This window comes from Amycolatopsis sp. cmx-4-61 (assembly GCF_046548775.1).
In the GTDB taxonomy this organism is placed as follows: Bacteria; Actinomycetota; Actinomycetes; order Mycobacteriales; family Pseudonocardiaceae; genus Amycolatopsis.
Genome location: NZ_JAEBEI010000007.1, coordinates 200,382 through 225,415, shown reverse-complemented (window position 1 = coordinate 225,415; position 25,034 = coordinate 200,382). Strand labels below are relative to the sequence as shown.

General features: G+C 71.5%; 24 protein-coding genes. 12 read left to right on the top strand and 12 right to left on the bottom strand.

The features are described 5' to 3' along the window. The first annotated feature begins 24 nt into the window (after nt 1-24). The 5 genes from ACLJOU_RS22040 to ACLJOU_RS22020 all read left to right on the top strand — a co-directional run bounded on the left by ACLJOU_RS22040 (nt 25) and on the right by ACLJOU_RS22020 (nt 4,815). Nucleotides 25-1,089 (top strand): hypothetical protein, encoded by a 1,065-nt coding sequence (locus ACLJOU_RS22040; RefSeq protein WP_410569541.1) that lies wholly within the window; start codon nt 25-27, stop codon nt 1,087-1,089. A 171-nt stretch (nt 1,090-1,260) separates the two neighbouring features. Next, nucleotides 1,261-3,603, top strand: a complete 2,343-nt coding sequence (locus ACLJOU_RS22035; RefSeq protein ID WP_410569540.1) for a GH92 family glycosyl hydrolase — start codon at nt 1,261-1,263, stop codon at nt 3,601-3,603. Nucleotides 3,604-3,707: 104 nt separating this feature from the next. Further along, entirely contained in the window at nt 3,708-3,902 is a 195-nt protein-coding gene (locus tag ACLJOU_RS22030; RefSeq protein ID WP_410569539.1) for a zinc finger protein, read from the top strand. Nucleotides 3,903-3,925: 23 nt separating this feature from the next. Then, a complete protein-coding gene (locus tag ACLJOU_RS22025) occupies nt 3,926-4,342 on the top strand; it encodes a hypothetical protein (RefSeq protein ID WP_410569538.1) in 417 nt (138 codons plus the stop codon). After that, nucleotides 4,339-4,815, top strand: a complete 477-nt coding sequence (locus ACLJOU_RS22020; RefSeq protein ID WP_410569537.1) for a DUF2127 domain-containing protein — start codon at nt 4,339-4,341, stop codon at nt 4,813-4,815. Before ACLJOU_RS22025 ends, ACLJOU_RS22020 begins: the two co-directional genes overlap by 4 nt. Here ACLJOU_RS22020 and ACLJOU_RS22015 read toward each other — a convergent pair. From ACLJOU_RS22015 to ACLJOU_RS21980, 8 genes are all read right to left on the bottom strand, one after another. Next, nucleotides 4,802-5,461: a class I SAM-dependent methyltransferase gene (locus ACLJOU_RS22015; RefSeq protein WP_410569536.1), complete on the bottom strand. Its 660-nt coding sequence runs from the start codon at nt 5,459-5,461 to the stop codon at nt 4,802-4,804. The genes ACLJOU_RS22020 and ACLJOU_RS22015 overlap by 14 nt on opposite strands. A 52-nt stretch (nt 5,462-5,513) precedes the next feature. Continuing rightward, nucleotides 5,514-6,224, bottom strand: coding sequence for a PP2C family protein-serine/threonine phosphatase (locus ACLJOU_RS22010; protein WP_410569535.1), 711 nt, complete (start codon nt 6,222-6,224; stop codon nt 5,514-5,516). Between the two features lie 124 nt (nt 6,225-6,348). Then, the gene (locus tag ACLJOU_RS22005) at nt 6,349-8,199 is read right to left on the bottom strand and encodes an ArnT family glycosyltransferase (RefSeq protein WP_410569534.1); all 1,851 of its coding nucleotides are present in this window, start codon (nt 8,197-8,199) and stop codon (nt 6,349-6,351) included. Beyond that, the gene (locus ACLJOU_RS22000) at nt 8,199-9,455 is read right to left on the bottom strand and encodes a glycosyltransferase (protein ID WP_410569533.1); all 1,257 of its coding nucleotides are present in this window, start codon (nt 9,453-9,455) and stop codon (nt 8,199-8,201) included. The genes ACLJOU_RS22005 and ACLJOU_RS22000 overlap by 1 nt, the downstream gene beginning before the upstream one ends. Before the next feature lie 64 nt (nt 9,456-9,519). Further along, nucleotides 9,520-10,143, bottom strand: a complete 624-nt coding sequence (locus tag ACLJOU_RS21995; RefSeq protein ID WP_410569532.1) for a hypothetical protein — start codon at nt 10,141-10,143, stop codon at nt 9,520-9,522. After that, the gene (locus ACLJOU_RS21990) at nt 10,140-10,412 is read right to left on the bottom strand and encodes a hypothetical protein (RefSeq protein ID WP_410569531.1); all 273 of its coding nucleotides are present in this window, start codon (nt 10,410-10,412) and stop codon (nt 10,140-10,142) included. The genes ACLJOU_RS21995 and ACLJOU_RS21990 overlap by 4 nt, the downstream gene beginning before the upstream one ends. 84 nt (nt 10,413-10,496) lie before the next feature. Then, nucleotides 10,497-11,159 carry a Crp/Fnr family transcriptional regulator gene (locus ACLJOU_RS21985; RefSeq protein WP_410569530.1) on the bottom strand — a complete coding sequence of 221 codons (663 nt, stop codon included), beginning with the start codon at nt 11,157-11,159 and terminating at the stop codon, nt 10,497-10,499. 20 nt (nt 11,160-11,179) lie between these two features. Then, nucleotides 11,180-11,800 carry a hypothetical protein gene (locus ACLJOU_RS21980; RefSeq protein ID WP_410569529.1) on the bottom strand — a complete coding sequence of 207 codons (621 nt, stop codon included), beginning with the start codon at nt 11,798-11,800 and terminating at the stop codon, nt 11,180-11,182. 235 nt (nt 11,801-12,035) lie between these two features. Here ACLJOU_RS21980 and ACLJOU_RS21975 point away from each other — a divergent pair, with 235 nt between their 5' ends. Next, nucleotides 12,036-13,103: a helix-turn-helix domain-containing protein gene (locus tag ACLJOU_RS21975; protein ID WP_410569528.1), complete on the top strand. Its 1,068-nt coding sequence runs from the start codon at nt 12,036-12,038 to the stop codon at nt 13,101-13,103. After that, entirely contained in the window at nt 13,100-14,296 is a 1,197-nt protein-coding gene (locus ACLJOU_RS21970; RefSeq protein WP_410569527.1) for a hypothetical protein, read from the top strand. The genes ACLJOU_RS21975 and ACLJOU_RS21970 overlap by 4 nt, the downstream gene beginning before the upstream one ends. On the opposite strand, the gene ACLJOU_RS21965 is transcribed toward ACLJOU_RS21970, so the two are convergent. The 3 genes from ACLJOU_RS21965 to ACLJOU_RS21955 all read right to left on the bottom strand — a co-directional run bounded on the left by ACLJOU_RS21965 (nt 14,223) and on the right by ACLJOU_RS21955 (nt 18,300). Next, nucleotides 14,223-14,780 (bottom strand): GNAT family N-acetyltransferase, encoded by a 558-nt coding sequence (locus ACLJOU_RS21965; protein ID WP_410569526.1) that lies wholly within the window; start codon nt 14,778-14,780, stop codon nt 14,223-14,225. The genes ACLJOU_RS21970 and ACLJOU_RS21965 overlap by 74 nt on opposite strands. 108 nt (nt 14,781-14,888) lie before the next feature. Further along, complete coding sequence (locus ACLJOU_RS21960; RefSeq protein WP_410569525.1) at nt 14,889-16,757, bottom strand: glycosyltransferase family 39 protein; 1,869 nt, start codon at nt 16,755-16,757, stop codon at nt 14,889-14,891. A gap of 4 nt (nt 16,758-16,761) precedes the next feature. After that, complete coding sequence (locus ACLJOU_RS21955; protein WP_410569524.1) at nt 16,762-18,300, bottom strand: sensor histidine kinase; 1,539 nt, start codon at nt 18,298-18,300, stop codon at nt 16,762-16,764. Nucleotides 18,301-18,466: 166 nt separating this feature from the next. Between ACLJOU_RS21955 and ACLJOU_RS21950 the strand changes: the two genes are divergently transcribed. Next, the gene (locus tag ACLJOU_RS21950; RefSeq protein ID WP_410569523.1) at nt 18,467-18,979 is read left to right on the top strand and encodes a hypothetical protein; all 513 of its coding nucleotides are present in this window, start codon (nt 18,467-18,469) and stop codon (nt 18,977-18,979) included. A gap of 112 nt (nt 18,980-19,091) precedes the next feature. On the opposite strand, the gene ACLJOU_RS21945 is transcribed toward ACLJOU_RS21950, so the two are convergent. Further along, a complete protein-coding gene (locus ACLJOU_RS21945) occupies nt 19,092-21,191 on the bottom strand; it encodes a fatty acid desaturase (RefSeq protein WP_410569522.1) in 2,100 nt (699 codons plus the stop codon). 138 nt (nt 21,192-21,329) lie between these two features. On the opposite strand from ACLJOU_RS21945, the gene ACLJOU_RS21940 reads away from it, so the two are divergent. From ACLJOU_RS21940 to ACLJOU_RS21925, 4 genes are all read left to right on the top strand, one after another. Then, nucleotides 21,330-21,920 (top strand): TetR/AcrR family transcriptional regulator, encoded by a 591-nt coding sequence (locus ACLJOU_RS21940; RefSeq protein WP_410569521.1) that lies wholly within the window; start codon nt 21,330-21,332, stop codon nt 21,918-21,920. 208 nt (nt 21,921-22,128) lie between these two features. Next, nucleotides 22,129-23,508 (top strand): trigger factor, encoded by a 1,380-nt coding sequence (gene tig, locus ACLJOU_RS21935; protein WP_410569520.1) that lies wholly within the window; start codon nt 22,129-22,131, stop codon nt 23,506-23,508. Between the two features lie 138 nt (nt 23,509-23,646). Then, nucleotides 23,647-24,252, top strand: a complete 606-nt coding sequence (locus tag ACLJOU_RS21930; protein WP_013228512.1) for a ClpP family protease — start codon at nt 23,647-23,649, stop codon at nt 24,250-24,252. A gap of 25 nt (nt 24,253-24,277) precedes the next feature. Then, nucleotides 24,278-24,934: an ATP-dependent Clp protease proteolytic subunit gene (locus tag ACLJOU_RS21925; protein WP_043777576.1), complete on the top strand. Its 657-nt coding sequence runs from the start codon at nt 24,278-24,280 to the stop codon at nt 24,932-24,934. Nucleotides 24,935-25,034 lie beyond the last annotated feature (100 nt).

Sequence of the window (25,034 nt, the reverse complement as noted above, 5' to 3'; positions counted from 1 at the left end):
GCACCGAAGGCCGCCTTGGGGCGCTTGAGCCCGGGCATCGCGAACGGGTGGATTCCGGACGAGAATGACCGGAATCCTCCGTTCGCGGCAGACCGCGACGAGAATCTGTCGGACGTGGTGGTCATCATCGCCGGCATGCAGAGACCAACCTGGACCAAACACCCGCTTGTCACGGGCCGCTCGGGCAGCCCGGACGTCGTGCGAGTCGCCGAACTCGAAGAGATCGGCATGCCCCGCAGCAGCATCTACCGGCGATGCCTGCCCGGCGGGCCATGGCGTCGGCTGTTGCCTGGCGTGATCCTGCTGCACCCGTCGGAACCCACTGACGAGCAACGGCTGAGAGCCGGCCTGTTGCGAGGCGGTGAGGACTCCATGATCACGGGCCTTTGGGCTCTGCGCCGGCACGGCCTGCGTGAAGTGCCTGCTCCGAGCGATGTCCACCTTCTGGTGCCGCATGAACGCGAGGTCACCAGTGCGGGCTTCGCTGTCGTGGAGCGCACTACCCGGCTACCGAACGCCGTAACTCGCGACGGCTTACCGGTCGCGCCCGTCCACCGGGCCGTGCTGGACGGCGCCCGTCGTATCCGGGATTTCGACACCGTGCAGGGAATGCTCGCCGAAGCGGTGCAGCGACGGAAGTGCACTCCGGAACAACTCGATCGTGAGCTGTGTCGTGGCAGCCAGCGCGGTTCCGCGATCCCGCGGCGGGCACTCCAAGCGCTCCTTGCCGGCGCGGAATCGGTGGCCGAAGGTGACGCCTGGGAGATCTGGAAGCTTTCGGGTCTGCCGCCGGCCGAATGGAACGTCAACGTCTTCGATCGGCACGGCCGCTTCCTCTCGAAGCCGGACGCATGGTGTGAAGACCTGGCGTTCGCCTGGGAGATCGACTCGCGCAAGTTTCACGAGGGCGGGAATCACTACGCGACGACGCTGGCCCGCAACGCGCGATATTCGGCGGCGGGGATCGTCTGTCTGCAGACGCTTCCGAGTCGCCTCCGGACCGAACCCCGGGCGGTGATCGCCGAACTGTGCGACACGTACGCCGCAGCCTGCGCTCGCCCACGTCCGCCGGTCACCTCCCGTCCCTGAGCCCGAGCGCCCCAATGTGGCCTTCGGTGCGTCAGACGCACCCAAGGCGGCCTTCGGTGCGTCAGACGCAACCAAGGCCACATTGGGGCGTTTGCGGCGGGGGTTGATTTGTCCACCGGACAACGGAAAAGATCCCACCGTGCATGTGACAACGTTGTCAGGAGGACACGGATGAGGCGGTTCACCTCGTCGGCGGGGACGCGCGTCCTGGCCACCCTGCTCGCCGGGGCCACCACGATGGCCCTCGCCACCCCGGCCGAAGCGGACGCCCGGTTCGCCGGCGACCCCACCACGCTCGTCGACACCTCGATCGGCAACAACGGCGACGGCACCACCTTCCCCGGCGCCACCACGCCGTTCGGGATGGTCCAGCTGAGCCCGGACACCCAGCTCAAGAAGTACGCGTCCTACGACTACGCGCAGAACACCACCCTCGGCTTCAGCCACACCCACCTCTCCGGGGTCGGCTGCCAGACCATGGGCAACTTCCGGTTCATGCCGACCACCGGGGCCGTCACCACGAGCGATCCCGCGAAGTACGGCACCGGGTTCAGCCACGCCGACGAAACCCGGCAGCCCGGGTACTTCGGCGTCAAGCTCGCCAACGGCGTCGAAGCCGAGCTGACCGCCACCCAGCGCACCGGCCAGCACCGCTACACCTTCCCGGCCGGGAGCAGCGAGAACGTCCTCATCGAGGTCGGGGAGAGCAACGGCTACACCTACGCCGGTGACGTCCACGTCGTCGGGGACGACACCGTCGAGGGCTGGCTGCAGGGCGGCAACTTCTGCTGGGAGACGCAAAAGGAGCGCTACAAGGTCTTCTTCAGCGCCAAGTTCGACCGCAAGTTCACCGGCTTCGGCACCTGGACCGACAACACGCTGACGCCGAACCAGCGCGACGCCGAGCTCGGCTCGCAGCGCACCGGCGCCTGGCTCACCTTCGGGACGGACAAGCGCCAGGTCGGCGCCTCCGTCGGCCTCTCCTACACCTCGATCGACGGCGCCCGGCTCAACCGGACCGCCGAGCAGCCGAAGTCGTTCGACAAGGCGCGCAAAGCCGCCCACGACACGTGGCGGGACGAGCTGAACCGGATGCGCGTCGCCGGCGGGACCACCGCCGACCAGCGGACGTACTACAGCGCGCTGTACCGGTCGCTGCTGCACCCGTCGGTCGGATCCGATGTGGACGGCGCCTACCGCGGCTTCGACGACGCCGTGCACCGCAGCCGGGACACCTACTACCAGATGTTCTCGCTGTGGGACACCTACCGCTCGCAGAACCAGCTGGTCGCGCTGCTGCACCCGGACAAGGCCGCGGACATGACGAAGTCCGTGCTCAAGATCTACCAGGACGGCGGCTGGGTCCCGCGCTGGGCGCTGGCCGGCGGCGAGACGAACGTGATGAGCGGCGACCCCGTCACGCCGTGGGTGGTCGACAACTACCGCCGCGGCCTGCTCGACGACCGGACCGCGCGTCAGCTGTTCGACGCGTTGTGGCGCAACGCCAACGAAGTCCCGGCCGACCAGTCGATCTTCCGCGGCCGCGACGGCAACCCGACGTACGTGCGGAACGGCTGGATCGGTTACCAGGACCTGCCGGGCTACACCTACGGCGACACGCGCCAGGCCGGTTCGGCGACCCTCGAGTACGCCCTCGCCGACTGCGCCCTGTCGACGATGGCCTCCGGCCTGGGCTACCGCGACAAGGCGGCGACCCTGCGGGCCCGCTGCGGAAACTTCGCGAAACTGTGGGACACCAGCGTCGAATCCCACGGCTTCACCGGGTTCCCCCGCACGAAGGCGGCGGACGGCACCGGCGTCGGCGACCCCGACCCCGCGCAGTCCGTCGGCTTCCACGAGGGCACGCCGTGGCAGTACCAGTGGCTCGCCCAACAGGACACCGCGAAGCTGTTCGGCCTGATGGGCGGCCCGGCGCAGGCCGAGAAGCGGCTCGACACGTTCTTCGACATGCCGCTGCTGCTGACCGACCCGGCGAAGGCGGCCAAGGACTCCTGGGTCCACGGCGCGTACGACTACCACAACAACTTCGCGTTCAACCCGAACAACGAGCCCGACCTGCACGCGCCCTGGATGTACAGCTGGACGGGCGCGCCGTGGAAGACCTCGGCCGTGCTGCGGGCGGCGCGCACGCTGTTCACGGACACGCCGTACGGCATGCCGGGCAACGACGACCTCGGCACCATCTCGTCGTGGCTCGTCTTCGGCATGACGGGGGTGTTCGAAGCCCAGCCGGGATCGGGGACGTACCTGCTCAGCACGCCGATGTTCGAGAATGTCGAGATCCGACCGGACGGCGGCCGCAAGATCGAGATCGAAGCGCCGGGCGCGAGCGCGGCGAAGCTCCAGTACACAAGGGACGTCCGAATCGGACACGGGAGTTACGGCCGCAGCTGGCTCTCCCACGCGGACCTGCTGCGCGCGGGGAAGATCCGCTTCTCCCTGAGCGACACCCCCACGGCGTGGGGCACGCAGGCGCCGCCGCCCGCCGTGTAACCCGAGGTGGCCTTGCCGCCGCCCCGCCGCGAAGTCCCGGCCCGGCCGGACACCGACCTTTCGCGTGTTGGTGTCCGCCGGGCGGGACAGTTTCAATGGACATCATGTTGAGGTGGCAGCAAGCGGAGGGAAAGCGGCACGCGCTCGACGGGGTGTTCCCGCCGCGTCCGGAGGAACGGTTCGTGGCTTTGTGCGGGGAAGAGGTGACCGTCGCGGTGCGGGATGTTCCGCAGCTCGGCGGGAACTGGTTCGATCCGACCTGTACCGAATGCGAGGCGGCGTGGCTGGCGCGGTGCTGATCGGTGCCGATCGGGATCTCCGGTTGCTTGAGCGCCTCCGCGACCTGCACGCCTCGCTCGCCCCCGACGTGGCCTGGCTGGCCAGGACCGTCGGGGAGGAGGCGCCGCGGCCCGACATCCTCCGCGATCTCGGGGAGCGGCTCGCCGACCTCGGCGGGGACCTCGTCGCGCGGGCCGACGAGCTCGACGCCCAGGTCCGGGCCGGCCTCCCGGAGGACGGCTGGCTCCCCGAAGCGGGCGCACGGCGGCGCGCCCTCGCCGTCGCCCACCAGGTCGGCCCGCACCCCCTCCGGTGCGGGCCGATCTTCCTCGCCGTCTGCGGCGCGGCCTGTTTCCCCTTTTACGGGACGGACCCGACCGGGCGGACAGCGCGGCACGAACGGTGCGAAAAGTGCCTCCACGTGCGCTGCCCCGCCGTTTCTGCTGAGCTGGGGGTATGACCGAGCAGAAACCGACGGCGACCGAGCGGTTCTTCCGGATCGCGATCGCGATCAAGGGCCTCGACGGCGCCCTGCAGGTCGTCGGGGCCCTGATCCTCGCGTTCGTCCCGGCGGCGGCCGTCAGCGGGTTCACCCACGCCGTGATCACCCGCGACCTGCTCGGCGACCCGTCGGGCACGCTCGCGCGCCACCTCGAATCGGCGACCGAGAACTTCCTCCACGGCGACACGAAGACGTTCGCGGTGGCGTACCTGCTGGCCCACGGGCTGATCAAGCTCGGCCTGGTGTGGGCACTGGCCCGCAAGATCGTCCGCGCCTACCCGGTCGCGGCGGTCATCCTCGCCGCGTTCGTGGCGTACGAGATCTTCCGCGCGGTGCACACCCACTCGATCGCGTTGCCGTTCTTCGCCGCGCTCGACGTCGTGATCATCGTCCTGGTGCTGCGGGAGTACCGGCAGCTCAAGCGCGGTTAGGCCGGGTGCCGAGGACACACGCCACCGGCGGGTCGAGGTCGAGCGACTCGGTCCGGAGCTCCTCGAACCCGGCGTCGGTGAGCAGGCCCGACAGCTCCGCTGCGGCCGCCGCCGAGGTGGCCGCGGACGCCCCGGCACAACGCGGCTGCGACACCAGTGCCATCCGTCCGCCGGGCCGGAGCGCTCCGGCGATTTCGCGGAGCCGCACGGCCGCGTCGGGCCACATGCCGACCGTGTTGACCGCGAGGGCGGCGTCGAACGACTCCGCGTCGAAGGCCAGGTCCTCGACGGACGTGCAGACCAGGCGCACCCGGCCGGCCCGCACGGCGGCCCGGTTGCGGCGGCGGGCCTGGCGGATCATGACCGGAGAGTGATCGACGCCGACCACCGTGCCCCGGGTCGCGCGGGCAGCGAGGGCGGCGACCGCCACCCCCGGGCCGCACCCGACTTCGAGCACGCGGTCGGCCGGGCGGACATCGAGCAGCCCGGCCGCCCACCGGTTGCGCGCCACGTTCGACGAGCGGTGGCCCATGACCCAGCCGGCGACGTGCCCGGCGGCCCCCGCCGGCCGGTGGAACTGCGCGAGCCCGCCGTGCCGGCTCCACCACCGCAGGCCGCGGTCCAGCATTTTCTCCGTGAGTGCCATCAAGGCAGCGAAGCACTTCAAGTCGGCATCAAGTCAATACCCTGGACCGGGTTCACGCGGCGACCGGAAACCGGACCGTGGTGCTGTCGACCTCCAGGGGTTCGACGTAGAGGGCCGTCGCGTTGTCCGAGCCGCCGCGGGACAGCGCTGCTTCGACCAGTTCGGCCGCGCCCGTGCCCGGCTGGGCCAGTACCGCGCGGATGCCGCTGCCGGTGAGCGGTTTGTGGACGCCGTCGCTGGTCAGCAGCAGGCCCGCGCCCGCCGACTCCGCCGTGCCGATCTCGTGGGCACCGGCGGTGCGGACGCTCGTGGTGACGACGTGCTCCATCCGCGGCGTCACCGGCTGGTGGCGGGCGCGGAAGAACTCCGCGAGGGTGTGGTCGGTGGTCAGGCGGTTCAGCGTGGTGCCGTCCCAGCCGTACGCGCGGGCGTCGCCCACCCAGGCGATGCGGTAGCCGCCGCGCTCGCCCGGCATGGCGACGACGAGCACGGCGTCCCCCGCCGTCTGCTCCCGAACAGCCCGCTGGGCGGCGAGCACCGCTTCCACGGGTCCTTTGTGGACCGGAGTGCGCGCGGCGGCCGCGGCGGCGATCCGGGCGGCCCGCGCGGCGGCGGGGTCGTCCCCGACACCGTCGGCCAGCGCGAACGCGATGCCGGGGCCGCCCGCAGCGGCGTACGCCGCGACGGCATCGGCGTTGAGCGAGCGCGGCCCCTGCGCGCTCGCGGTGTGCCAGCGCGGGTAGCCCGAACGTGTCGTGATCATCGCGGCCTCCTCATCCTCTGCTGCCCATGATCCGCGCCGAACCTAAGGGGCGACTGAGACGTCAGCCCCCACCTGCGCACGACGAAGGGGCCGTGAGCGAACCCACGGCCCCTTCGCGGGACGTTCAGCTCTGCAGGTCGTACACCGTCTGCCCGTCCACCGTCGTCGCGGTGAAGGTGGCCGTCACCCACTCCGTGATGTCCGACGACCCGCCACCGGGACCGCCTCCGCGGCCACCCTCGACGTAGTACTTCACCTCACCGGCAGCCACGTACGCCTTGAACTCCGCCAGCGTCGGCGCCGGGTCGGAACCGCTCCAGCCGCCGATGCCGATCACCGCCTTGCCGCTCGCCAGCTCCAGCGATGCCGCGCTCTGCGAGCCCGTGGTCGCCGCGGCCCACTTCGTCGTCGTCTTCGCCAGCAACGCACCGACTGCACTCGAAGCGGAATCACCACCGCCGAAGCCACCACCGAAGCCGCCACCGAAGCCGTCCGACGCCGGGCCCGACGTCGGGATCGAGCCACTGTGCGCCACCGACGCCGTCTCGACGCCGTAAGCTGCGGACGACACGCCGATCGTCAGCACCACCGCCGTCGCCACGACCGCCACCACGCGGCGGGACGCCGGCACGCCCATCACCAACACGGTGCCCACCAGCACCCCGAGCACCGCGATGATCCACCGCAGCGCGGGGAACCACTCCGGGGTCCGGTCCAGCAGGATGAACGACCACACCGCCGTCGCCACCACCATCCCGGCCAGCACCGCCCGCGGCGCCGGGTGCGCCCGGCCCTGCCACAGCGCGCGGCCGGAGATCGCGACCAGCGCGGCGATCGCCGGGGCCAGCGCGACCGAGTAGTACGGGTGCACGGTGCCGCTCATGAAGCTGAACACCAGCGCCGTCACCACCAGCCAGCCACCCCACAGCACCAGCGCCGCCCGGGTGACATCCGTCCGCGGCGCCCGGCGCGTGAACCAGAGCCCGGCGACCAGGCCGATCAACGCCGCCGGGAGCAGCCACGAGATCTCCGTGCCGAAACTGGCGCCGAACATCCGGAACAGGCCGGTCGACCCGCCGAAGCCGGTGTTGCCGCCCATGCCGCCGCCACCCATACCGCCGCCGTTGCCTTCGCCGCCGAAGATGCGGCCCAAGCCGTTGTAGCCCAACGCGAGTTCGAGCAGGCTGTTCCCCTCGGAGCCGCCGATGTACGGCCGCGACGACGCCGGCCACAGGTCCACCAGCGCGACGAACCAGCCCGCCGAGACGACCAGCGCCACCACCGCGCCGCCGAGGTGCAGCAGCCGCTTGCCGACCGGCGCCGGTGCCGCGATCAGGTACACCAGGCCGAACGCCGGCAGCACCAGGAACGCCTGCAGCATCTTCGTCAGGAAGCCGAACCCGATCGCGACCCCGGCCAGCGCCAGCCACCGCGGGCTCGCCTTTTCCGTGGCGCGCACGACGAAGTAGGCGCCGGCGACCATCAGCAGCACCAGCAGCGCGTCCGGGTTGTTGAAGCGGAACATCAGCGCCGCGACCGGAGTGACGGCCAGCACCGCGCCGGCCATCAGCCCGGCGGCCGGACCGGAAGCCCGTTTCACCGTCAGGTACAGGATCCCGACGGACGCGACCCCCATCAGCGCCTGCGGGGCCAGCACGGTGAAGCTCGAGAACCCGAAGATCCGGGCGAACGCCGTGCCGACCCACAGGGCCGCGGGCGGTTTGTCGACGGTCAGCACGTTGCCCGAGTCCAGCGACCCGAACAGCCACGCCTTCCAGCTCTGCGTGCCGGACTGGACGGCCGCGGCGTAGAACGAGTTGCCGTAGCCGGAGGCGGTGAGGTCCCAGAAGTAGAGCACCGCCGTCGCGGCCAGCAGCCCGAACACCGCCGGGCGCACCCAGCGCGGTGGTGCGTGCGCGGCGGACTCCCTGCGGTGCCGGGGTTCGGAAACCGAGGCGGGCAGCACGGCGGTCATCAGTACTCCTTCTGGGTGGTGGCCTGGCGGCGCGGGTGGAACACCCAGCCGCGCAGGAGCAGGAACCGGAGCACCGTGGCGGCGAGGTTCGCCAGCACGAGCACGGTGATCTCCAGGACAAGGCCGGGGGTGGTGGATCCGTTGAGCAGGGCCAGCGATCCGCTGGTGAGCGCGAGCCCGAGGCCGAACACGAGCAGCCCTTCGAACTGGTGGCGCCCGGCGCCGGCGCGGCCGCGGATGCCGAACGTGAGCCGCCGGTTCAGCGCCGTGTTCCCGATCGCCGTCACCAGCAGCGCGGCGAAGTTGGCCGGCTGCGCGCCGACGACCGTGCGCAGCAACAGGAACAGCACGAGGTAGGCGGGCGTGCTGCTGACGCCGATCGCGGCGAACCGCACCAGCTGCGTCACCAGCCGCGGCGGCACGCCCGGCGCGTCCACCCCGATCGGCTGACGGCCGAGCTGCGCGCGCAGCCTGCTGATCGGGATTTCCCCGGTGAAGGTGGCTTTCGTGACGCGGGCGATGCCTTTGAGGTCCTCGGTGGCCGTCTTGACGATGTGGACCGAGGAGTCCGGGTCGTCGACCCAGTCGACCGGCACCTCGTGGATCCGCAGCCCGGCCCGCTGCGCCAGGACGAGCAGTTCGGTGTCGAAGAACCAGCCGGTGTCCACGACGTGGGGCAGCAGCTCGCGGGCGACGTCGGCGCGGATGGCCTTGAAGCCGCACTGCGCGTCGCTGAACTTCGCGGCGAGCGTCGAACGGAGGATCAGGTTGTAGCAGCGGGAAACGAACTCGCGCTTCGGCCCGCGCACCACTCGGGCCCCCCGGGCGAGCCTGCTGCCGATGGCCAGATCGGAGTGCCCGGACAGCAACGGCGCGACGAGCGGCCCCAGCGCGGCGAGATCGGTCGAGAGGTCGACGTCCATGTAGGCGAGGACGGCGGCGTCGGAGGCCTGCCACACGGCGTTGAGCGCGCGGCCGCGGCCCTTCTCGGCGAGGTGGTGGACGGCCACCTCGGGGAACTCGCGGGCGAGCCGTTCGGCCACCTGCAGCGTCGCATCGGTGCTCGCGTTGTCGGCGACGGTGATCCGGTACGGGTAGGAGACGTGCTCGGCCAGGTGCGCGTGCAGCCGGCGGATGCACGGTTCGAGGTCGGTCTCTTCGTTGTAGACCGGGATGACGACGTCGAGAACGGGGTGCGGGCCGGCCAGGTCGACCGGGCCGGTCCCGGGCCGCGATGCGGGGGCGGTGGCTGTCATGCCCCCACGATCGCGGCCGCCGCTTTGGTGATCGTGTGTTCTCTCTGTGCGGTTCCTGTGCGGCTCAGCTGTGCGCGCGCAGCGGGACCACGTTGCTCGGCAGGGAAGCACGGCCCGGCTCGCGCCTCGGAGCGGTCGGGCTGATCGTCAGCGTCACCAGGCTCGCGTACCTCGGGTGGCGGTCGACGTACACCTCGGGGACCGCGCAGGCGGCGGCCAGCACCGTGCGGTGGCGGTGCAGGTGCTCGAACGCTTCCCGGCCGTACAGCGAAACCACGATGTCGCCGCCGCGGGGACGGCTCCACAGGATGGCCGGGAGGCGGCCGCCGGGCAGGCGCAGGTGGGGGAACACCGCCCGCAGCCGGTGCTGCAGCCGGATCGCGTGGATCCGGGCCCGGAGCTGACGGCGTCGCAGCACGGCCAGTCCGAGCCCGGCGGCGACGACCGCCGACGCCCACAGCGGGCCGGCCCACAGTGCGAAGGTCACCACGCCGTAGGGGAGCAGCGTCACGGCCAGGATTTCCCACCGCCAGTGGTAGATCCGCAACGGGAAGGTCGGTGGCGCGCTGGTCATTTCCGAGCTCCTTTCGGTCGGACGGCGGCGCAGGGAGCCGCCGAGGTGGCGCAGCAGACGCCCGGCACCGGCGGCCAGCACGAGGGCGGCGACGATGACCGGCCCGGACGTCATGTCGGGATCCGGGTCTTCGGGGCGGGCTCGGGTTTGACGTCGCGGTCGCGGCCGAGCTGCCAGGTCCACCGCCAAGCGGCCCAGATGGCGACGGCGGAACCGAGCAGCACCAGGACGAAGGCCTGCCCCACGAGCCCGTCGAGCGGGGCGAGCCGCAGCAGCACCAGCAGGGCCCACAGCTGGGACGCGGTGAAGGGGATGACGAGACCGGCCGCGTAGACGCCGCGGCGCCAGCGGCTCGGGCCCGGAGCGGGGGTGTAGGGGTCCATGAATGCCCTCCTCAGTCATGCGGTGGATCCAGGAAACCTCCGGCTCGTCGTGTCCTGTGTGTCAGCTGACACAGAGCGCCGGATTCAGCTCGCCAGTCGGCGAAGTTCGGCCATGCGGTGGATGGTCACCTGTCTTCTGCCGGTGCTGATCACCCCGCGGCGCCGCAGTTCGCGCGTCGCGCGCGCCCAGGATTCGCGGGACATCGCGGCGGTCATCGCGAGTTCGGCCTGAGTGGCGGGGACGGCGATCCGGACGTCGGACCCGAAGGGCACGCCGTGCTGGACGGCCAGCTGCATCAGCTGCGCGGCCACCCGCCGCGCGGCGGCACCGCTGCCGACCTCCAGCCACTGCCGGGCCACCGACCGCAGGCGGTCGGAAAGCACGAGCAGCAGCGCCCAGGAGATCCGCGACCGCGTGCGGCACAGGTCGGCGAACCGGTCGCCGGGAACTTCCAGCACGTCGAGGTCGTCCAAGGCTTCGACGGTCGCCGAGCGGGGCAGGTCGTCGATCGCGGCGAGTTCCCCGATGACGTCCCCGGCTCCCCGCACGCCGACGACGACCTCGCGCCCGTCCGGGGTGCCGTGCACGATCCGCACGTGCCCGGACAGCAGCACCAGCGCGACCCGGGAGAGGTCGCCTTCCCGGCACACGGCCTGCCCGCGCCGGTAGGAGCGCCGCGCGCCGGCTTCGGCCACCTCGCGGCGATCGGCCGGGGTCAGCCCGGCCCAGAAGCCCGTCGGTTCCACCGTCCCCACCTCGTTTCGCGCTACGCGGGCATGTCCTCCTGGCGGCGGGCGGCCTCCGGGACGTGGAGCCAGCCGCGGAGCCGCTGGGTGCCGACCTTGATCGGCACGGTCTGGAAGTACGCCGTGTGGTCGATGCCCGGGTAGCCGTGCCGGACGACCGTCCGGTGCATCTCCGGCGAAATGACGAGCACGAGCGGAGCCACGGTGATACGCAGCTGCCGCCGGAGTTCGTTCGCGTCGACGAAGCGGCAGGTGATGTCGACGTCCTCGCCGTACGGGCCGCGGCTGTCGTAGTGCACCTCGCCGGCGTGCACGGCGACCCGCAGCCGGAAGGCGAGCTCCGGATGGCTCTCGGCGTGCCGTGCGAGCAGCTCCGCCAGGGTCGGGACGACGGTGGTGAGCAGGACCGGCTTCGGCGCCTGGTCGACGGGCCGGACCAGGCACAGCGCGCCGTCACCCCGGTCGACGAAGCCGTCGCGGAACTTCTTGGTGATCCCGCCGGCCAGGAAGGCCTCGTCCAGCAGCTCGAACAGGACGGTGCGGAGCCGGGCCCTGGCCGGGTTGGTCCGCGTCGTCGAGCCTTCGATGTCGACCGCCACCATGGCCCGGTGGAGGGGTACGTGCTGCGCTGGAGTACTCATGGCCCGCTCCTGCCTTCAGATCGAAACTGAAGTTCAGTCAAGGAGACTGTAAGGCGTGAAGTACCCGGGATCAACTGAGATGAATCGGTGTTATCTGTTCGGTGCGAGGAAGTTCCGCTGAGCGTAACGTTTCAGTCCCAGCTTCGGCAGGGCGCCGACTGCGGCGCTAGTGACGGGGAGTAGTATCGGTGCCCACATCGGGACTACTGAAATTTCCTGAAGGGCGGCCCGAGTCGTGTCCCCAGTCCAGTCGCCCCGGCCCGCGCTCGCTCACCGCCTGCGCGCGCTGCGCGAGACACAGTGGCCCGAGGCCGGGATCACCCAGGCTCAGCTCGCCCAGGCGCTCGGCGGGGCCAGGCCGCTCAGCATCTCGCTCATCTCGTCGTGGGAGAACACCGACAAGCCGGTCGCGCCGCCGAACCGGCGGCTCGAGGCCTACGCGACGCTGTTCGCGACCCGGCGGTCCCTGGACGGCGCCGCCCTGCGTGTCCTCCCCGTCGACCAGCTGACGGACGAGGAGCGGGCCCGGCGCGACGAGCTGCTCCAGGAACTGATGTGGCTGCGCGAAGGCGGGGGGTTCGTCCCGCCGGGATCGGCGACGGACATCTGGACCTTCGACGCGGACCAGAACATCACCATCGTCTGCGCCCGGCTACCGGAGAAGTACCGCGCGCACCTGTCCTACGCGGACCCCGACAGCGCCGACTTCGTCTCGCTGTACACCTACGCCGACCCGGACGCGTTGATCGAACTGTTCGGGCACATCCGCTCGCGCAACCCGGAAAACAACGTCAAGTTCTGCACCAGCGACGAACTGGCGGCCGACGACTACACGAGCCACCTGGTCCTGCTCGGCGGCGTCGACTTCAACTCGGTGACCCGGACCGTCATCGAACGGGTGAAGCTTCCGGTGCAGCAGGTCCCCCGGAAGGCGGACGCGGAGCACGGCGGGTTTCTGGTGGAGGAAAACGGCGACTCGAAGCTGTTCGAACCCAAGCTCGACAGCCGGGAGCACCTGTTGGAGGACGTCGCCCACTTCTACCGCGACGAAAGTCCGTTCAACCGAAAGCGCACCGTGACCGTGTGCAATGGTATGTACGGTCGTGGCACGCTCGGCGCGGTTCGCGCGCTGACGGACGTGCGCTTCCGGGACCGGAACACCGCATACGTGCGTGAGCGCTTCGGCGATCTGGAATCCTTCAGCATCATCAGCCGTGTGCCTGTCGTCGGGGGACAGGGGCTGACCCCCGACTGGACCCTCGAGGAGAACCGGTTGCACGAGTGGCCCGAGGCTGCCGGGTGAGCCCGCGGCAGCACGAGTCGCACCAGGATCTGCTGGCGCACTTCGACACCGAGGACGTTCCCGGCGCGGCGATGGACGCGATCATCATGCCCACCGCGCGTCCGGCTCCCTACCTGCGGCAGGCCATCGCGGCGGCCAAAGACCAAGGGGTGTTCCTGCTCTTCCTGTGCAGCAGGTTGTCGACGATCTCCGGCGCGATCCTGGAGGCGAAGAAAGCCGGGGTCCGCGCGCTCGCCATCGACACCGACCTGCTCGACCCGGGGCTGGTGCCCACGTTCGGCGCGGACGAGATCGTGCGCTTCACCCGGTTCCGGCGGCAGACCGACACGAGCTACAAGCGCAACCTGGGGCTGCTCATCGCGGTGCTCGCCGGCTGGCGGCGAATCCTCTTCCTCGACGACGACATCGAACTGCCGGACCCCGCCGACCTCGGGGTCGCGGCCGGCCTGCTCGGCGAATACCCCGTGGTGGGGCTGGCCAACGCGGGCATGCCGGACAACTCCGTCGTCTGCCACGCGATCCGGGACGCCGGGCAGAAGCAGGACACCTTCATCGGCGGCGGTGCCCTGGCAGTCGGTGAAGCCGCGTTCAGTTCGTTCTTCCCGAACATCTACAACGAAGACTGGTTCTTCCTGCTGGACGGCATGAAGTTGCGGCCGTCCGCGACCACGGGCACGGCGATCCAGAAGACCTACGACCCCTACCGGGACGCCCGCCGCGCCCGCGGCGAGGAACTGGGCGACACCCTGGCCGAAGGCGTGTTCGGGCTGTTCGACAGCCACCTGGGGCTGGCGCAGGCCGACCGGGCGTACTGGCAGGACTTCCTCGCCGACCGCCGCCGGATCATCCGGGACACCATCAAGCTGGTGCAGGCCGCGCCGATCGAGGCGGCCCAGCAGGGGCGGATGGTCGACTCGCTCAAGGCCGCGATCGGCCGCAGCGAACTGATCACGCCGGAGCTGTGCGTGCGGTACCTCAAGGCCTGGCAGGAGGACTGCGTGCGCTGGCGGCAGCGGATCACCGACCTCCGGCGCGATCACCACGGCGGTGCGGGCGTCGAGCACGCCGTCGCCGCGCTGGGGATCCCGCTGCTGGCTCAGGCCGGGGCCGACGTCCGGCTCAGCACGGGCGCGAAGCGGCGATCGAGTCCGCCTCGGTCCGCGGCGCCGGTGTGCTCGGCACCAGGTCCCTGACCAGCACGTAACACACTTCCTCCTCGGTCAGGACCGTGCCGTCCGGCGAGGTCGTCCGCGCCAGGCAGATGACCTCGCCGTGGCCCCAGTCGCGGTAGCCGAGGTGCTTGTACAGGCGGGCGGCGTCGTGGTTGTCCGTCTGCACCGCCAGCGCGACGCGGTAGCGGCCCTTCTGGAGGAGGCGGCGTTCGGCGGCGCGGACCAGTGCCGTGCCGACTCCCCGGCGCCGCAGGTCCGGGTGGACCTGCAGGTGCGTGATCAGCGGAACGCCGGGCAGGTGCCGGGCGATGTCGGGCTCCTCGGCCTCCTCCAGCCACAGGTACACGACGCCGGCGGCCCGGCTCCGCAGCCAGCCCAGGAAGAGCACGCCGTCGTTTTTCCGCTGTCGTTCGAAGCGGTCGGCGAAGAAAGCGCGGTCACCGAGCGCCGTGGCGAACGATTCCAGGTCTGCCGAATCGGCCGGCCGTACGTGAGGCTCGGTCATCAGCAGGAACTCCTGTTCGCCTGGGCACCACCAGTGTGCCGGAGTGAGCCGGTGCTTGACCAGGTTGCCCGGGCCCGGACCGGCGTCACACCCTGCTTTCGTCGTGTCTCACCCGGTCGCGGTCAGGTCGTACACCGTTACGCCGTCCACTGTGGACGATGCGAAGTGCGATGCCACCCAGTCGGTGATCTGCCGGGCCGCGTCCGAGCCGCTGGTGCCCGCCATCGCCATGCCTTCGCCCAGGAAGTAGTGGATCCGCCCGCTCGCCACGTACTGCTGGAACTGCTCCAGTGTCGGGTACGGGTCCGTCCCGTTGAAGCCGCCCACCGCCATCACCGGGGCGCCGCTCGCGAGCTGGTAGCCCGCGGCCGCGTTGGACAGCACCGTGGCCGCCGTCCACGTGTACTTCGACGCGTCCTGCTCGAGCAACGCGGTGAGATCGGCGCCCGGGGTCGTCGTGCCCAGGAGGGCGCCCGGGCCGCCGCCGCGGCCGCCGCCGAAGCCGCCCGGACCTCCGAAGCGGCCGCCGAAGCCGGACGAAGGCCCGGCCGACGGGATGGCTCCGCTGTGCGTCGTCGCCGCCGTCGCCAGGGTGTACGCACCGGTGCCCGCGAGCACCACGACCAGCGAAAACGCGGCCACGGACGAAGCCGCCGAGCGGGTCAGGTGCGGGGTGAAGAACAGCGCCACCGCCGCCAGGAGGCCGCCCACCAGGACCGTCGGGGCCAGCCACGGCTGCCACGACGAACCCAGCAGCAGGTACGCCGTCAAGGCCGTCACCGCCACGCCGCCGCTGAGCACGCCCGCCGCGGCCGGGTGGCCGCGCAGGCGCCACAACTGGACCGCCGCCGTGCCGACGAGCGCGGCCACCGCCGGCGCCAGCGCGATCGTGTAGTACGGGTGGATGATCCCGCCCATGTAGCTGAACACCAGCGCCGTCACCAGCAGCCAGCCGCCCCACAGCAGGAGGGCCGCCCGGGAGGCGTCCGTGCGCGGGGCCCGGCGCGTGAACCACAGTCCGGCGCCCAGTGCCAGCAGCGCGGCCGGCAGCAGCCAGGCGATCCCGCCCGCCATCTCGCTGCCGAACAGCCGGGTCAGACCGGTCGACCCCCAGCCGCGGCCCCCACCGCCGCCGACGCTGCCGACCTCGTCGCCGGTGATGCGGCCGAAGCCGTTGTAGCCGACGACCAGCTCCCACAGCGAGTTCGTCTGCGAACCGCCGATGTACGGCCGGTCCGCGGCGGGCCAGCGGGCCACGACGACGAGGTACCACCCCGCGGCGGCGATCGTCGCCGCGAGCGCGCCGAGCAGGTGCAGCAGCCGCTTGCCGAGCGGCGCGGGGGCCGCGACGAGGTAGGCGAGCCCGAACGCGGGCAGCACCAGGAACGCCTGCAGCATCTTCGCCAGGAACCCGAACCCGACCGCGACCCCGGCCAGCGCCAGCCAGCGCGGGCTCGCCTTCTCGCCGGCGCGCACCACGCAGTACGCCGCCGCCACCAGGAGCAGCACGAGCAGGGCGTCCGGGTTGTCGAACCGGAACATCAGCGCCGCGGCGGGCGTGAGCGCCAGCACCAGGCCCGCGACGAGCCCGGCGGCCGGGCCGGAGCTGCGGCGGACGGTCGCGTACAGCAGCCAGACCGAACCCACTCCCATCAGCGCCTGCGGCACCAGGATGCTCCACGCGTTCACGCCGAACAGCCGGGCCGACAGGCCCAGCACCCACAGGGCGGCCGGGGTCTTGTCGACGGTGATCGCGTTGGCCGCGTCGCTGGAGCCGAAGAACAGCGCCTTCCAGCTCTGCGCTCCCGCCTGGGCGGCCGCGGAATAGAAGGCGTTGGCCCAGCCGGAGGCGCCGAGGTCCCAGAGGTAGAGCACGGCGGTGCCCAGCAGGAGGAGGGCCAGGAGCGGCCGGTGCCAGGACCGGCGAGCGGGTGCGGCCGGGGACACGGCGGTTTCGCGGGACGCGAGAACGGTCATGGGCTCAGCTTCCGGTGCCCAGCTGGGGCCGGGTTGTGCCGATGCTGTGCACCCGCTGTGCGGGCACGGCCACCGGCAGGCGCACGGCGAACTCCGTCCGGCCGGGCCTGCTGTGCACCTCGATCGTGCCGTGGTGAGCCACCACGACGGCGGCCGCGATCGCCATCCCCAGCCCGGTGCTGCCGGCGTTCCGCGACCGTGACGAGTCGCCGCGGGCGAACCGCTCGAAGACGTCCGGCAGCAGGTCCGGCGCGATGCCCGGGCCGTCGTCGGTCACCGTGAGCACGGCGCTGCGGGTGTCCTTCGCCCGGGTCAGCGCCGTCACGACCGTGGTACCCGGCGGGGTGTGCGTGCGGGCGTTCGCCAGCAGGTTGGCCAGCACCTGGTGCAGCCGCTGGACGTCGCCGAACACGAGCACCGGGTCCGGCGGCAGCTCCAGCAGCCACCGGTGCTGCCGTCCGGCGACCTGCGCGTCCCCGACGGCGTCGGCGACCAGGCGCGTGAGGTCGACGTCCCGCACGTCCAGCGGCCGCCCCGCGTCGAGGCGGGCGAGCAGCAGCAGGTCCTCGACCAGCGCCGACATCCGGACGGCCTCGGACTGGATCCGGCCCATCGAGTGGGCGACGTCCGGCGGCACCAGCGCGCTGCCGCGGGCGGCCAGCTCGGCGTACCCGCGGATCGCCGCCAGCGGCGTGCGCAGCTCGTGGCTGGCGTCCGCGACGAACTGCCGGGCCCGGATCTCGCTCTCGTGGCGCGCTTCGAGGGCCTGGGCGACGTGACCCAGCATCAGGTTCAGGGCCGAGCCGACCTGGCCGACCTCCGTGCGCGGATCGGTGTCGCCCGCCGGGACGCGGATGGACAGCGCCACCTGGCCGCGGTCGAGCGGCAGCTCGGTGACGCGCCCGGCGGTGGCCGCGACGCGGTCGAGCGGGCGCAGCGTGCGGCGGACCGCGAACGCGCCGAGGAAGGCCGCGCCGAGCACGCCCGCCGCGGCGACGCCGAACAGGATCAGCCCGACGGTGAGCAGCGTGTCCGTCACCGGCTTCAGCGGCAGGCCGGTGACCACGACTTCGGGCGTCCCGGCGACCGGCAGCGCCATCAGGCGGTACTCGCCGAGGTCGGCGAAGGACAGCGTGTGCGGCTTGCCGTCGGCGGGCACCGAGAGCATGACGGCCTGCTGCTCCGCGGTCAGGTCCAGCCGTCCGCCGTGCTCGGAAATGCTGTCGTCGCGGACGAGTGCCCGCCCCGAGAAGGTGGCGCTCACCGTGCCGACGTTCTGCCCGAGCGGGTGCTGGCCCTGGTTCTCCGGCGGCGGACCGCCGTCCGGCGGCGGGGCGTTGCTCGCGAACACCAGCGAGCGGTTCGCCGCGGCCGAGAGCTGCTGGTCGATCTGGCGGGTGAGGAACAGGTCGAGCGCGAATTCGCTGACCACGCCGACGATCAGGCACACCACGGTCAGCAGCACGACCATCGAGCCGGTCAGTTTCGCGCGCAGCGAAAGCCGCCCCCGGCGGGGACGTGACGGGACGGTTCGCGCGGCCATGGACCCAGCGTCCGTCCGCGCCGTGTGTGCCGGTTGTGCGCTGCCTGTGAAGCGGCTGTGGGGGTGCGCCCGCGGTCACAGCGACGGCTGACGGCGGGCACAGTCCGCGCACAGCGTGCGGCTCCACCGTGGACTTCGTCCGAACAGCCACGTCGAGGAGCGACACATGACGACACCGCAGGCATCGTCCACACCGGACCAGACGTGGGGCGCGACGCCGGCGCCCGAGCGGGCTCGGTCGCCGCGTAAGAAGATCGCGGCGGGCGCCGTCGCGGCGATGATCGTGGCCGGCGGGGGAGCGGCGATCTGGGCCGCGTCGTCGTCGGCGGCCACCGACACCCAGGCCGGACCGGGCGCCCCCGGCGGCACGCGGGGCGGCCTTGGCGCGGCGTTGCACGGCGAGTACGTCTCGTTCGACGGCAACGGTGGCTACGTCACGAAGTTCATGCAGACGGGTGAGGTGACCGAGCTCAGCGCGACGTCCCTGACGGCGAAGAGCGACGACGGGTTCTCGAAGACGTACACGATCACGGCGGCACAGGCGACCGGCCTGGCCACGGGCGACACGGTGACGGTGGTGGCGACGGAGTCCGGCAGCACGGCGACGGCGACGTCGGTGACCGACGGCGAAGCAGGCCCGGGCGCCCCGCCGTCCGGCGCGCCCACCCGGACCGGCTGACCCCAGTCCCCAAGCGCCCCAATGTGGCCTTGGTTGCGTCTGACGCACCCAAGGCGGCCTTCGGTGCGTCTGACGCACCGAAGGCCACATTGGGGCGCTTGCGTCCGGGAGGTCAGCGGCGGTCGTAGTCGACCGCGACCTCCGCGGTCGTCGCGCGGGAGCGGCACGTCAGGATCCGGTTCGCCGCGACGTCGTCCTCCGTCAGCGCGTACCGGACGTCCATGTCCACCTGGCCCTGCAGCAGCGTCGCCCGGCACGTGCCGCACGCGCCGCCCGTGCACGAGTACGGCACCTCGTACCCGGCCCGCAACGCCGCGTCCAGGACCGTTTCCCCGGCGTGGGCCGTGACGCACGTCGTCGTGCCGCCCAGCGTCAGCGCCACCCGCGCCGGCGTGCCCGCCGGGTCGCGCAGGGGTGCCGCGCCGCGGAACAGTTCGAAGTGGACGTTCTCCTCCGGGACGTCCGCGTCGGCCAGGGTCCGGCGGGCCAGCTCCAGCAGGCCGCGTGGGCCGCACAGGAACCACTCGTCGACCTTCGCCGGGTGCAGCCGGTTCTGCAGCAGCGCGCGCAGCCGCGTCCCGTCGAGCCGCCCGCGCTGGTAGCGCACGTGCGAGATCGCGAGCGCCTCGCCGACCGTGTCGAAGTGCCGGGGCCGGTGGGCGTGCAGGTCCGGATCGCGCTCGTCGGTGCGGTAGTGGACGACGTGCAGCCGTCCGCCGAACCCCTCGGCGAGCGCGCTCAGCTCCGCCGCGAACAACGTCGTCGCACCCGAAGTGTTGACGTACAGCAGCGTCGCCCGGCTGTGCGGCTCCGCCCGCAGCGTGCTGACCAGGATGGACAGCACCGGCGTGATACCGCTGCCCGCGGCGAGCGCCACGTAGTGCGCGGTCCGCGCGGGATCCGGTGTGAGCGTGAACGCGCCGGACGGCGGCAGGACCTCGAGGTGGTCGCCCGCGGCCAGCGCCGTCGTCGCGAAGCCGGAGAACGCGCCGCCGGGCCGCCGCTTCACCGCGATCCGCAGCTCGCCGGTGTCCGCGGCCGCGCAGATCGAGTACGTCCGCCGCACGGGACGGCCGTCGACCACCGCGCGGACCGCCACGTGCTGGCCGGGCGAGAACCGGAACTCCGGCGCCAGGTGCGGCGGGACGTCGAAGGTGATCGCGACGGCGTCCGCGGTCAGCGGCCGGACTTCCCGCACCCGCAGGCGGTGGAACCGGCTCGGGCGCGGGAGGTCCGGTGGCTTCGGGCCGGGCTCGCGGTCGCCGAGGTCGTCGGCCAGCCGCCGCCACGCGCGGTACTCCGCCGGCGTCAGCTCGCGGCCCCAGGCCGTGATGATCGGGACGTCGCGGGCGAGGTAGGCGTCCCGGTTGTCCCGCCACGCCCGCAGGTAGCGGTAGAACGGCACGGCGGGGTGCAGGTGGTGCACCAGGTGGTAGTTCTGGAACAGCATCATCGGCGTCATCAGCCACTCCAGCCCCACCCGCACCCGTGTGGTGCCGTACTTGTCGCGCGGCTTCGCGGCGGGCAGGCCGTGGTGCGGCAGCCAGTCGAACCACCACGCGAGCACGGCCAGCCCGATCCGCTGCGGCAGCAGGTACCCGAGCAGCAGTTCCCGGCCGTGGCCGCAGGCGATCAGCGTCGCGGCCGCGGCGCACGCCAGTGACAGCAGGACGATCGTCTCCGCCCGCTCCGGCGCCGGGCGGGTGCGCACGCGGGCGGTGTAGAACCGCGCGTACCAGAAGTCGATGGTGAGCCAGCGGAACGGCAGCGACCACCAGGCTCCCTGAGACGTCCAGGCGTCGGGATCGGTGTGCGAGTCCGCATTCGTGTTGCGGTGGTGTTCACTGTGGATGAACCGGAGCAGCGGAAACGACGCGTACGCCGCGACGAACGGCATCGCCAGCCGGCCGAGCAGCTCGTTGACCCATGTCAGCTTTCCTGCGGCGTGGTGCGCGGATTCGTGCACCACGGTGAACATGGTGAAGGTGACGATCGCGTGCAGCGGCACGGTGTACACCGGCGGTGCGATCCCGGCCAGCAGCAGCCACGTCGCGGTGGCCCACAGCGCGGCACCGCCGGCGAACAACAGCAGCGTGGGCACCGAAAGACGCGGCAGCGGGATGCGGGGCGAGGGCACCGAGCGCGGCGCGGGCGCGCCGGCCGGGGTTCCGGACGTCCGGGAGCCACGCGGCGAGGTATCGACGACGGGCATCGAGCGGTCTCCTCGGTCGAGAAGCTCCTGGCGAGGCGGGAGTCACCGTAGACAACCCGGCGGGGTTTGTAAACGTCGCACCACGCTTCGAAAAAAGGTCTGGGCCAGCCGAACGCAAGCGGCAGGTAAGCTGCGCCTGTGAAGGCCGTCACCCCACCCGCGTCGGCGCGCACCCGGGAGAAGCTCCTCGACGCGGCCGCCGAACTCATCGCCGGGGACGGCTGGGCCGCGGTGACGATGGGCAAGCTGGCCGCGCACGTCGGCGTCAGCAGGCAGACCGTCTACAACGAACTCGGGTCCAAGGCCGAGCTGGCCGAGGCGTTGCTGCTGCGGGAAACCGAGCGCTTCGCCGAGCGCGTGGCCGAGGTCGTGGCCGCCCACCCGGGCCGCCCGGTCGACGGCGTCACCGCCGCGTTCCGCGGAACCCTCGAAGCCGCCAGGACCAACCCGCTGCTCCTGCTCGCCCTCGGCTGCCCCAAGGGCGGCCGCGACGACTTCCTCCCGCTGCTGACCACCCGGCCCGAAGGCGTGCTCGGGCGCTCGGTCGACGCGGTGGCGGCCCTGTTCGCGCGGTGCTACCCGGAGGTCGGGCTGACGCCGTCGGAGTGGACGGTGGCGGTCGAGGCGATGGTCCGGCTGCTGCTGTCCCACCTCGTCCAGCCGAGCGGGTCGGTGGCGCAGGCGAGCGGTCGGATGCGGTGGGTGATCGGCCGGATGCTGGGGGCTTGACCGCGCTGGGGCCCTTCGGCTCGGGGACGCGTCAGGGCGGCCGGAGGCGCCGGCGGATCGGTCCGGGGCCGGGCGCCTTGCCCCGCAGGTGGCCCCCGGCCCGGTCACGAACGCCACTGGCCTAGACTCGGATGTCCCGGTCTGCAGGTGACCGGGGGCATTTCCGCAGGATTGCCCACCACCTTCGTTACCGCTCGAGGAGAAGACCTTGAAGAGCACCGTCGAGCAGCTGAGCCCGACGCGAGTCAAGATCAATGTCGAGGTGCCGTTCGACGAGCTCAAGCCGAACTTCGACCGCGCCTACCGCAAGATCGCCCAGCAGGTGCGCATCCCGGGCTTCCGGCCCGGCAAGGCGCCCGCTCGCGTCCTGGAAAGCCGGATCGGGCGCGGCCCGGTGCTCGACGAGGTCGTCAACGAGGCCATCCCGGCGAAGTACATCGAGGCCGTCCGGGAGAACGAGGTCCGCACGCTCGGCAACCCCGAGTTCGACGTGACCAAGCTCGAGGACCGCGACGTGCTCGAGTTCACCGCCGAGGTCGACGTGCGCCCGGAGATCGAGCTGCCCGACCTGGACGGCTTCGCCGTCACCGTCGACGACGTCGAGCTGACCGACGCGGAGGTCGACGAGCAGCTCGACGAGCTGCGCGCCCGCTTCGGCACGCTGACCGGCGTCGAGCGCCCGGCCGAGAACGGCGACTTCGTCTCGATCGACCTGTCCGCCACCGTCGACGGCGAGGCCGTCGAGGAGGCGAGCACCTCCGGGCTGTCCTACGAGATCGGCTCCGGCCAGCTCGTCGACGGCATCGACGAGGCCATCGTCGGCGCCACCGCCGGCGAGACCAAGACGTTCACCACCCAGCTCGTCGCCGGGGAGCACGCCGGCAAGGACGCCGAGGTGACCGTGACCGTCCAGTCGGTCAAGACGCGCGAGCTGCCCGAGGCCGACGACGAGTTCGCCCAGATGGCCAGCGAGTTCGACACGATCGAAGAGCTCAAGAACGACCTGCGCGAGCGGCTCGGCCGCGTCAAGAAGATGCAGCAGGGCGTCCAGGCCCGCGACAAGGTGCTCGACGAGCTGCTGGAGCGCACCGAGGTCCCGATCCCGGAGAAGGTCCTCGACGCCGAGATCGAGAACCGCAAGCACGACGCGATCCACCCGTTCGACCACGACGAGGCCCAGTTCGCCCAGGCGCTCGAGGCCGAGGGCCGCACGCTCGAGGAGTTCGACGCCGAGACCCGCACCGAGTCGGAGAAGGCCGTCCGCACGCAGCTGCTGCTGGACACCATCGCCGACAAGGAAGAGGTGTCGGTCAACGACGGCGAGCTCACCGAGCGGATCATCTACCAGGCCCAGCGCTTCGGGATCAGCCCGGACGAGTACGTCCAGCGCGCCCAGCAGTCCGGCCAGCTGACCGCGATCTACGCCGACGTGCGCCGCGGCAAGGCCCTCGCCTCGGTGGTCCGCAAGACCACCGTCACCGACGGCTCCGGCGCCGAGGTCGACCTTTCGGAGCTGTTCGGCACCGACGAGCCGGCAACCGAGGAGACGCAGGTCACCGACGAGACGGCGAAGACTCCGGCGGAGTGAAGCTGTGAGCGAACTTGGGCGGTGTCAGGCATTCTGCACCGCCCGAGTTCGTTAGGGTCGGATACAAGATCTCAAGCATCTGAAACGACAGCGGCGGCCGTCAGCACGGGGCCGCCGCCGGCGAAAAGGCAGGCAGACGTGACGCAGCACACGCCCGAGGCGCGGACCGGCACCGCAGGGCTCACCCTCACCGACTCGGTGTTCGAGCGGTTGCTCCAGGAGCGCATCGTCGTCCTCGGGTCCGAGGTCAACGACGAGATCGCCAACCGGATCACCGCGCAGCTGTTGCTGCTCGACGCGGACGACGCCGAGTCCGACATCCGCTTCTACATCAACTCGCCGGGTGGGTCGGTCACCGCCGGGTTCGCCATCTACGACACCATGCAGCTGATCCGCCCGGACGTCGCGACCTACGCGATGGGCATGGCGGCCTCGATGGGGCAGTTCCTGCTCTCCTCGGGCACCCCGGGCAAGCGCTACGCGCTCCCGCACGCGCGCATCCTGATGCACCAGCCCTCGGCCGGGGTCGGCGGCACGGCGTCGGACATCGCGATCCAGGCGGACCTGTTCAACAAGTGGAAGCGGGAGCTGGCGCAGATCACCGCGGACCAGACCGGCCAGACGGTCGAGCAGATCATCAAGGACGGCGACCGCGACCGCTGGTTCACCGCGCAGGAGGCGAAGGACTACGGCTTCGTGGACCACGTCCTCACCGCCGACATCGCCCGCCCGGGCTCCCGCTGAGCCCGAAGCACCAAGGAGACTTTCGATGAGCAACTTCAGGCTCCCGGGTGATGACTTCCGGGCTCCGAACCTCCCCCAGTCGCGGTACATCCTGCCGTCCTACGTCGAGCGCACCAGCTACGGCGTCAAGGAGTCGAACCCGTACAACAAGCTGTACGAAGAGCGGGTCATCTTCCTCGGCGTGCAGGTGGACGACGCGTCGGCCAACGACGTGATGGCCCAGCTGCTGCACCTCGAGCACGAGGACCCGGACCGCGACATCCTGGTCTACATCAACTCGCCGGGTGGCTCGTTCACCTCGCTGATGGCGATCTACGACACCATGCAGTTCGTCCGCCCGGACATCCAGACGTACTGCCTCGGCCAGGCCGCCTCGGCCGCCGCGGTGCTGCTGTCGGCCGGCACGCCGGGCAAGCGCTACGCGCTGCCGAACTCACGCGTGCTGATCCACCAGCCGGCCACCGAGGGCACGTACGGCCAGGTCTCGGACCTGGAGATCCAGGCGAACGAGATCCAGCGCGTGCGGCGCCAGATGGAGGTCATCCTGGCCAAGCACACGAACAAGGACCCGGACCAGATCCGGACCGACATCGAGCGCGACAAGATCCTCACGGCCGAGGAGGCCAAGGCGTACGGCATCATCGACGAGGTGCTGCCGTACCGCAAGGCGTCGGCTCTGTAGATCCGCCAGGCCGGTGTGTGTCGAGAAGACGACACACACCGGCATCCTGGTTTAGGGTCGTCCTCTGACGTGCTCCCGACAGCTCGTGGGTGTTCCCGCT

What these genes read in the sequence shown, in the direction of transcription:
- ACLJOU_RS22035 (WP_410569540.1), top strand. Translation starts at nt 1,261, where the DNA reads ATGAGGCGGTTCACCTCGTCGGCGGGGACGCGCGTCCTGGCCACCCTG.
- ACLJOU_RS22030 (WP_410569539.1), top strand. Translation starts at nt 3,708, where the DNA reads ATGTTGAGGTGGCAGCAAGCGGAGGGAAAGCGGCACGCGCTCGACGGG.
- ACLJOU_RS22020 (WP_410569537.1), top strand. Translation starts at nt 4,339, where the DNA reads ATGACCGAGCAGAAACCGACGGCGACCGAGCGGTTCTTCCGGATCGCG.
- ACLJOU_RS22015 (WP_410569536.1), bottom strand. Translation starts at nt 5,461, where the DNA reads ATGGCACTCACGGAGAAAATGCTGGACCGCGGCCTGCGGTGGTGGAGC.
- ACLJOU_RS22010 (WP_410569535.1), bottom strand. Translation starts at nt 6,224, where the DNA reads ATGATCACGACACGTTCGGGCTACCCGCGCTGGCACACCGCGAGCGCG.
- ACLJOU_RS22005 (WP_410569534.1), bottom strand. Translation starts at nt 8,199, where the DNA reads ATGACCGCCGTGCTGCCCGCCTCGGTTTCCGAACCCCGGCACCGCAGG.
- ACLJOU_RS22000 (WP_410569533.1), bottom strand. Translation starts at nt 9,455, where the DNA reads ATGACAGCCACCGCCCCCGCATCGCGGCCCGGGACCGGCCCGGTCGAC.
- ACLJOU_RS21995 (WP_410569532.1), bottom strand. Translation starts at nt 10,143, where the DNA reads ATGACGTCCGGGCCGGTCATCGTCGCCGCCCTCGTGCTGGCCGCCGGT.
- ACLJOU_RS21990 (WP_410569531.1), bottom strand. Translation starts at nt 10,412, where the DNA reads ATGGACCCCTACACCCCCGCTCCGGGCCCGAGCCGCTGGCGCCGCGGC.
- ACLJOU_RS21980 (WP_410569529.1), bottom strand. Translation starts at nt 11,800, where the DNA reads ATGAGTACTCCAGCGCAGCACGTACCCCTCCACCGGGCCATGGTGGCG.
- ACLJOU_RS21965 (WP_410569526.1), bottom strand. Translation starts at nt 14,780, where the DNA reads ATGACCGAGCCTCACGTACGGCCGGCCGATTCGGCAGACCTGGAATCG.
- ACLJOU_RS21960 (WP_410569525.1), bottom strand. Translation starts at nt 16,757, where the DNA reads ATGACCGTTCTCGCGTCCCGCGAAACCGCCGTGTCCCCGGCCGCACCC.
- ACLJOU_RS21955 (WP_410569524.1), bottom strand. Translation starts at nt 18,300, where the DNA reads ATGGCCGCGCGAACCGTCCCGTCACGTCCCCGCCGGGGGCGGCTTTCG.
- ACLJOU_RS21950 (WP_410569523.1), top strand. Translation starts at nt 18,467, where the DNA reads ATGACGACACCGCAGGCATCGTCCACACCGGACCAGACGTGGGGCGCG.
- ACLJOU_RS21945 (WP_410569522.1), bottom strand. Translation starts at nt 21,191, where the DNA reads ATGCCCGTCGTCGATACCTCGCCGCGTGGCTCCCGGACGTCCGGAACC.
- ACLJOU_RS21925 (WP_043777576.1), top strand. Translation starts at nt 24,278, where the DNA reads ATGAGCAACTTCAGGCTCCCGGGTGATGACTTCCGGGCTCCGAACCTC.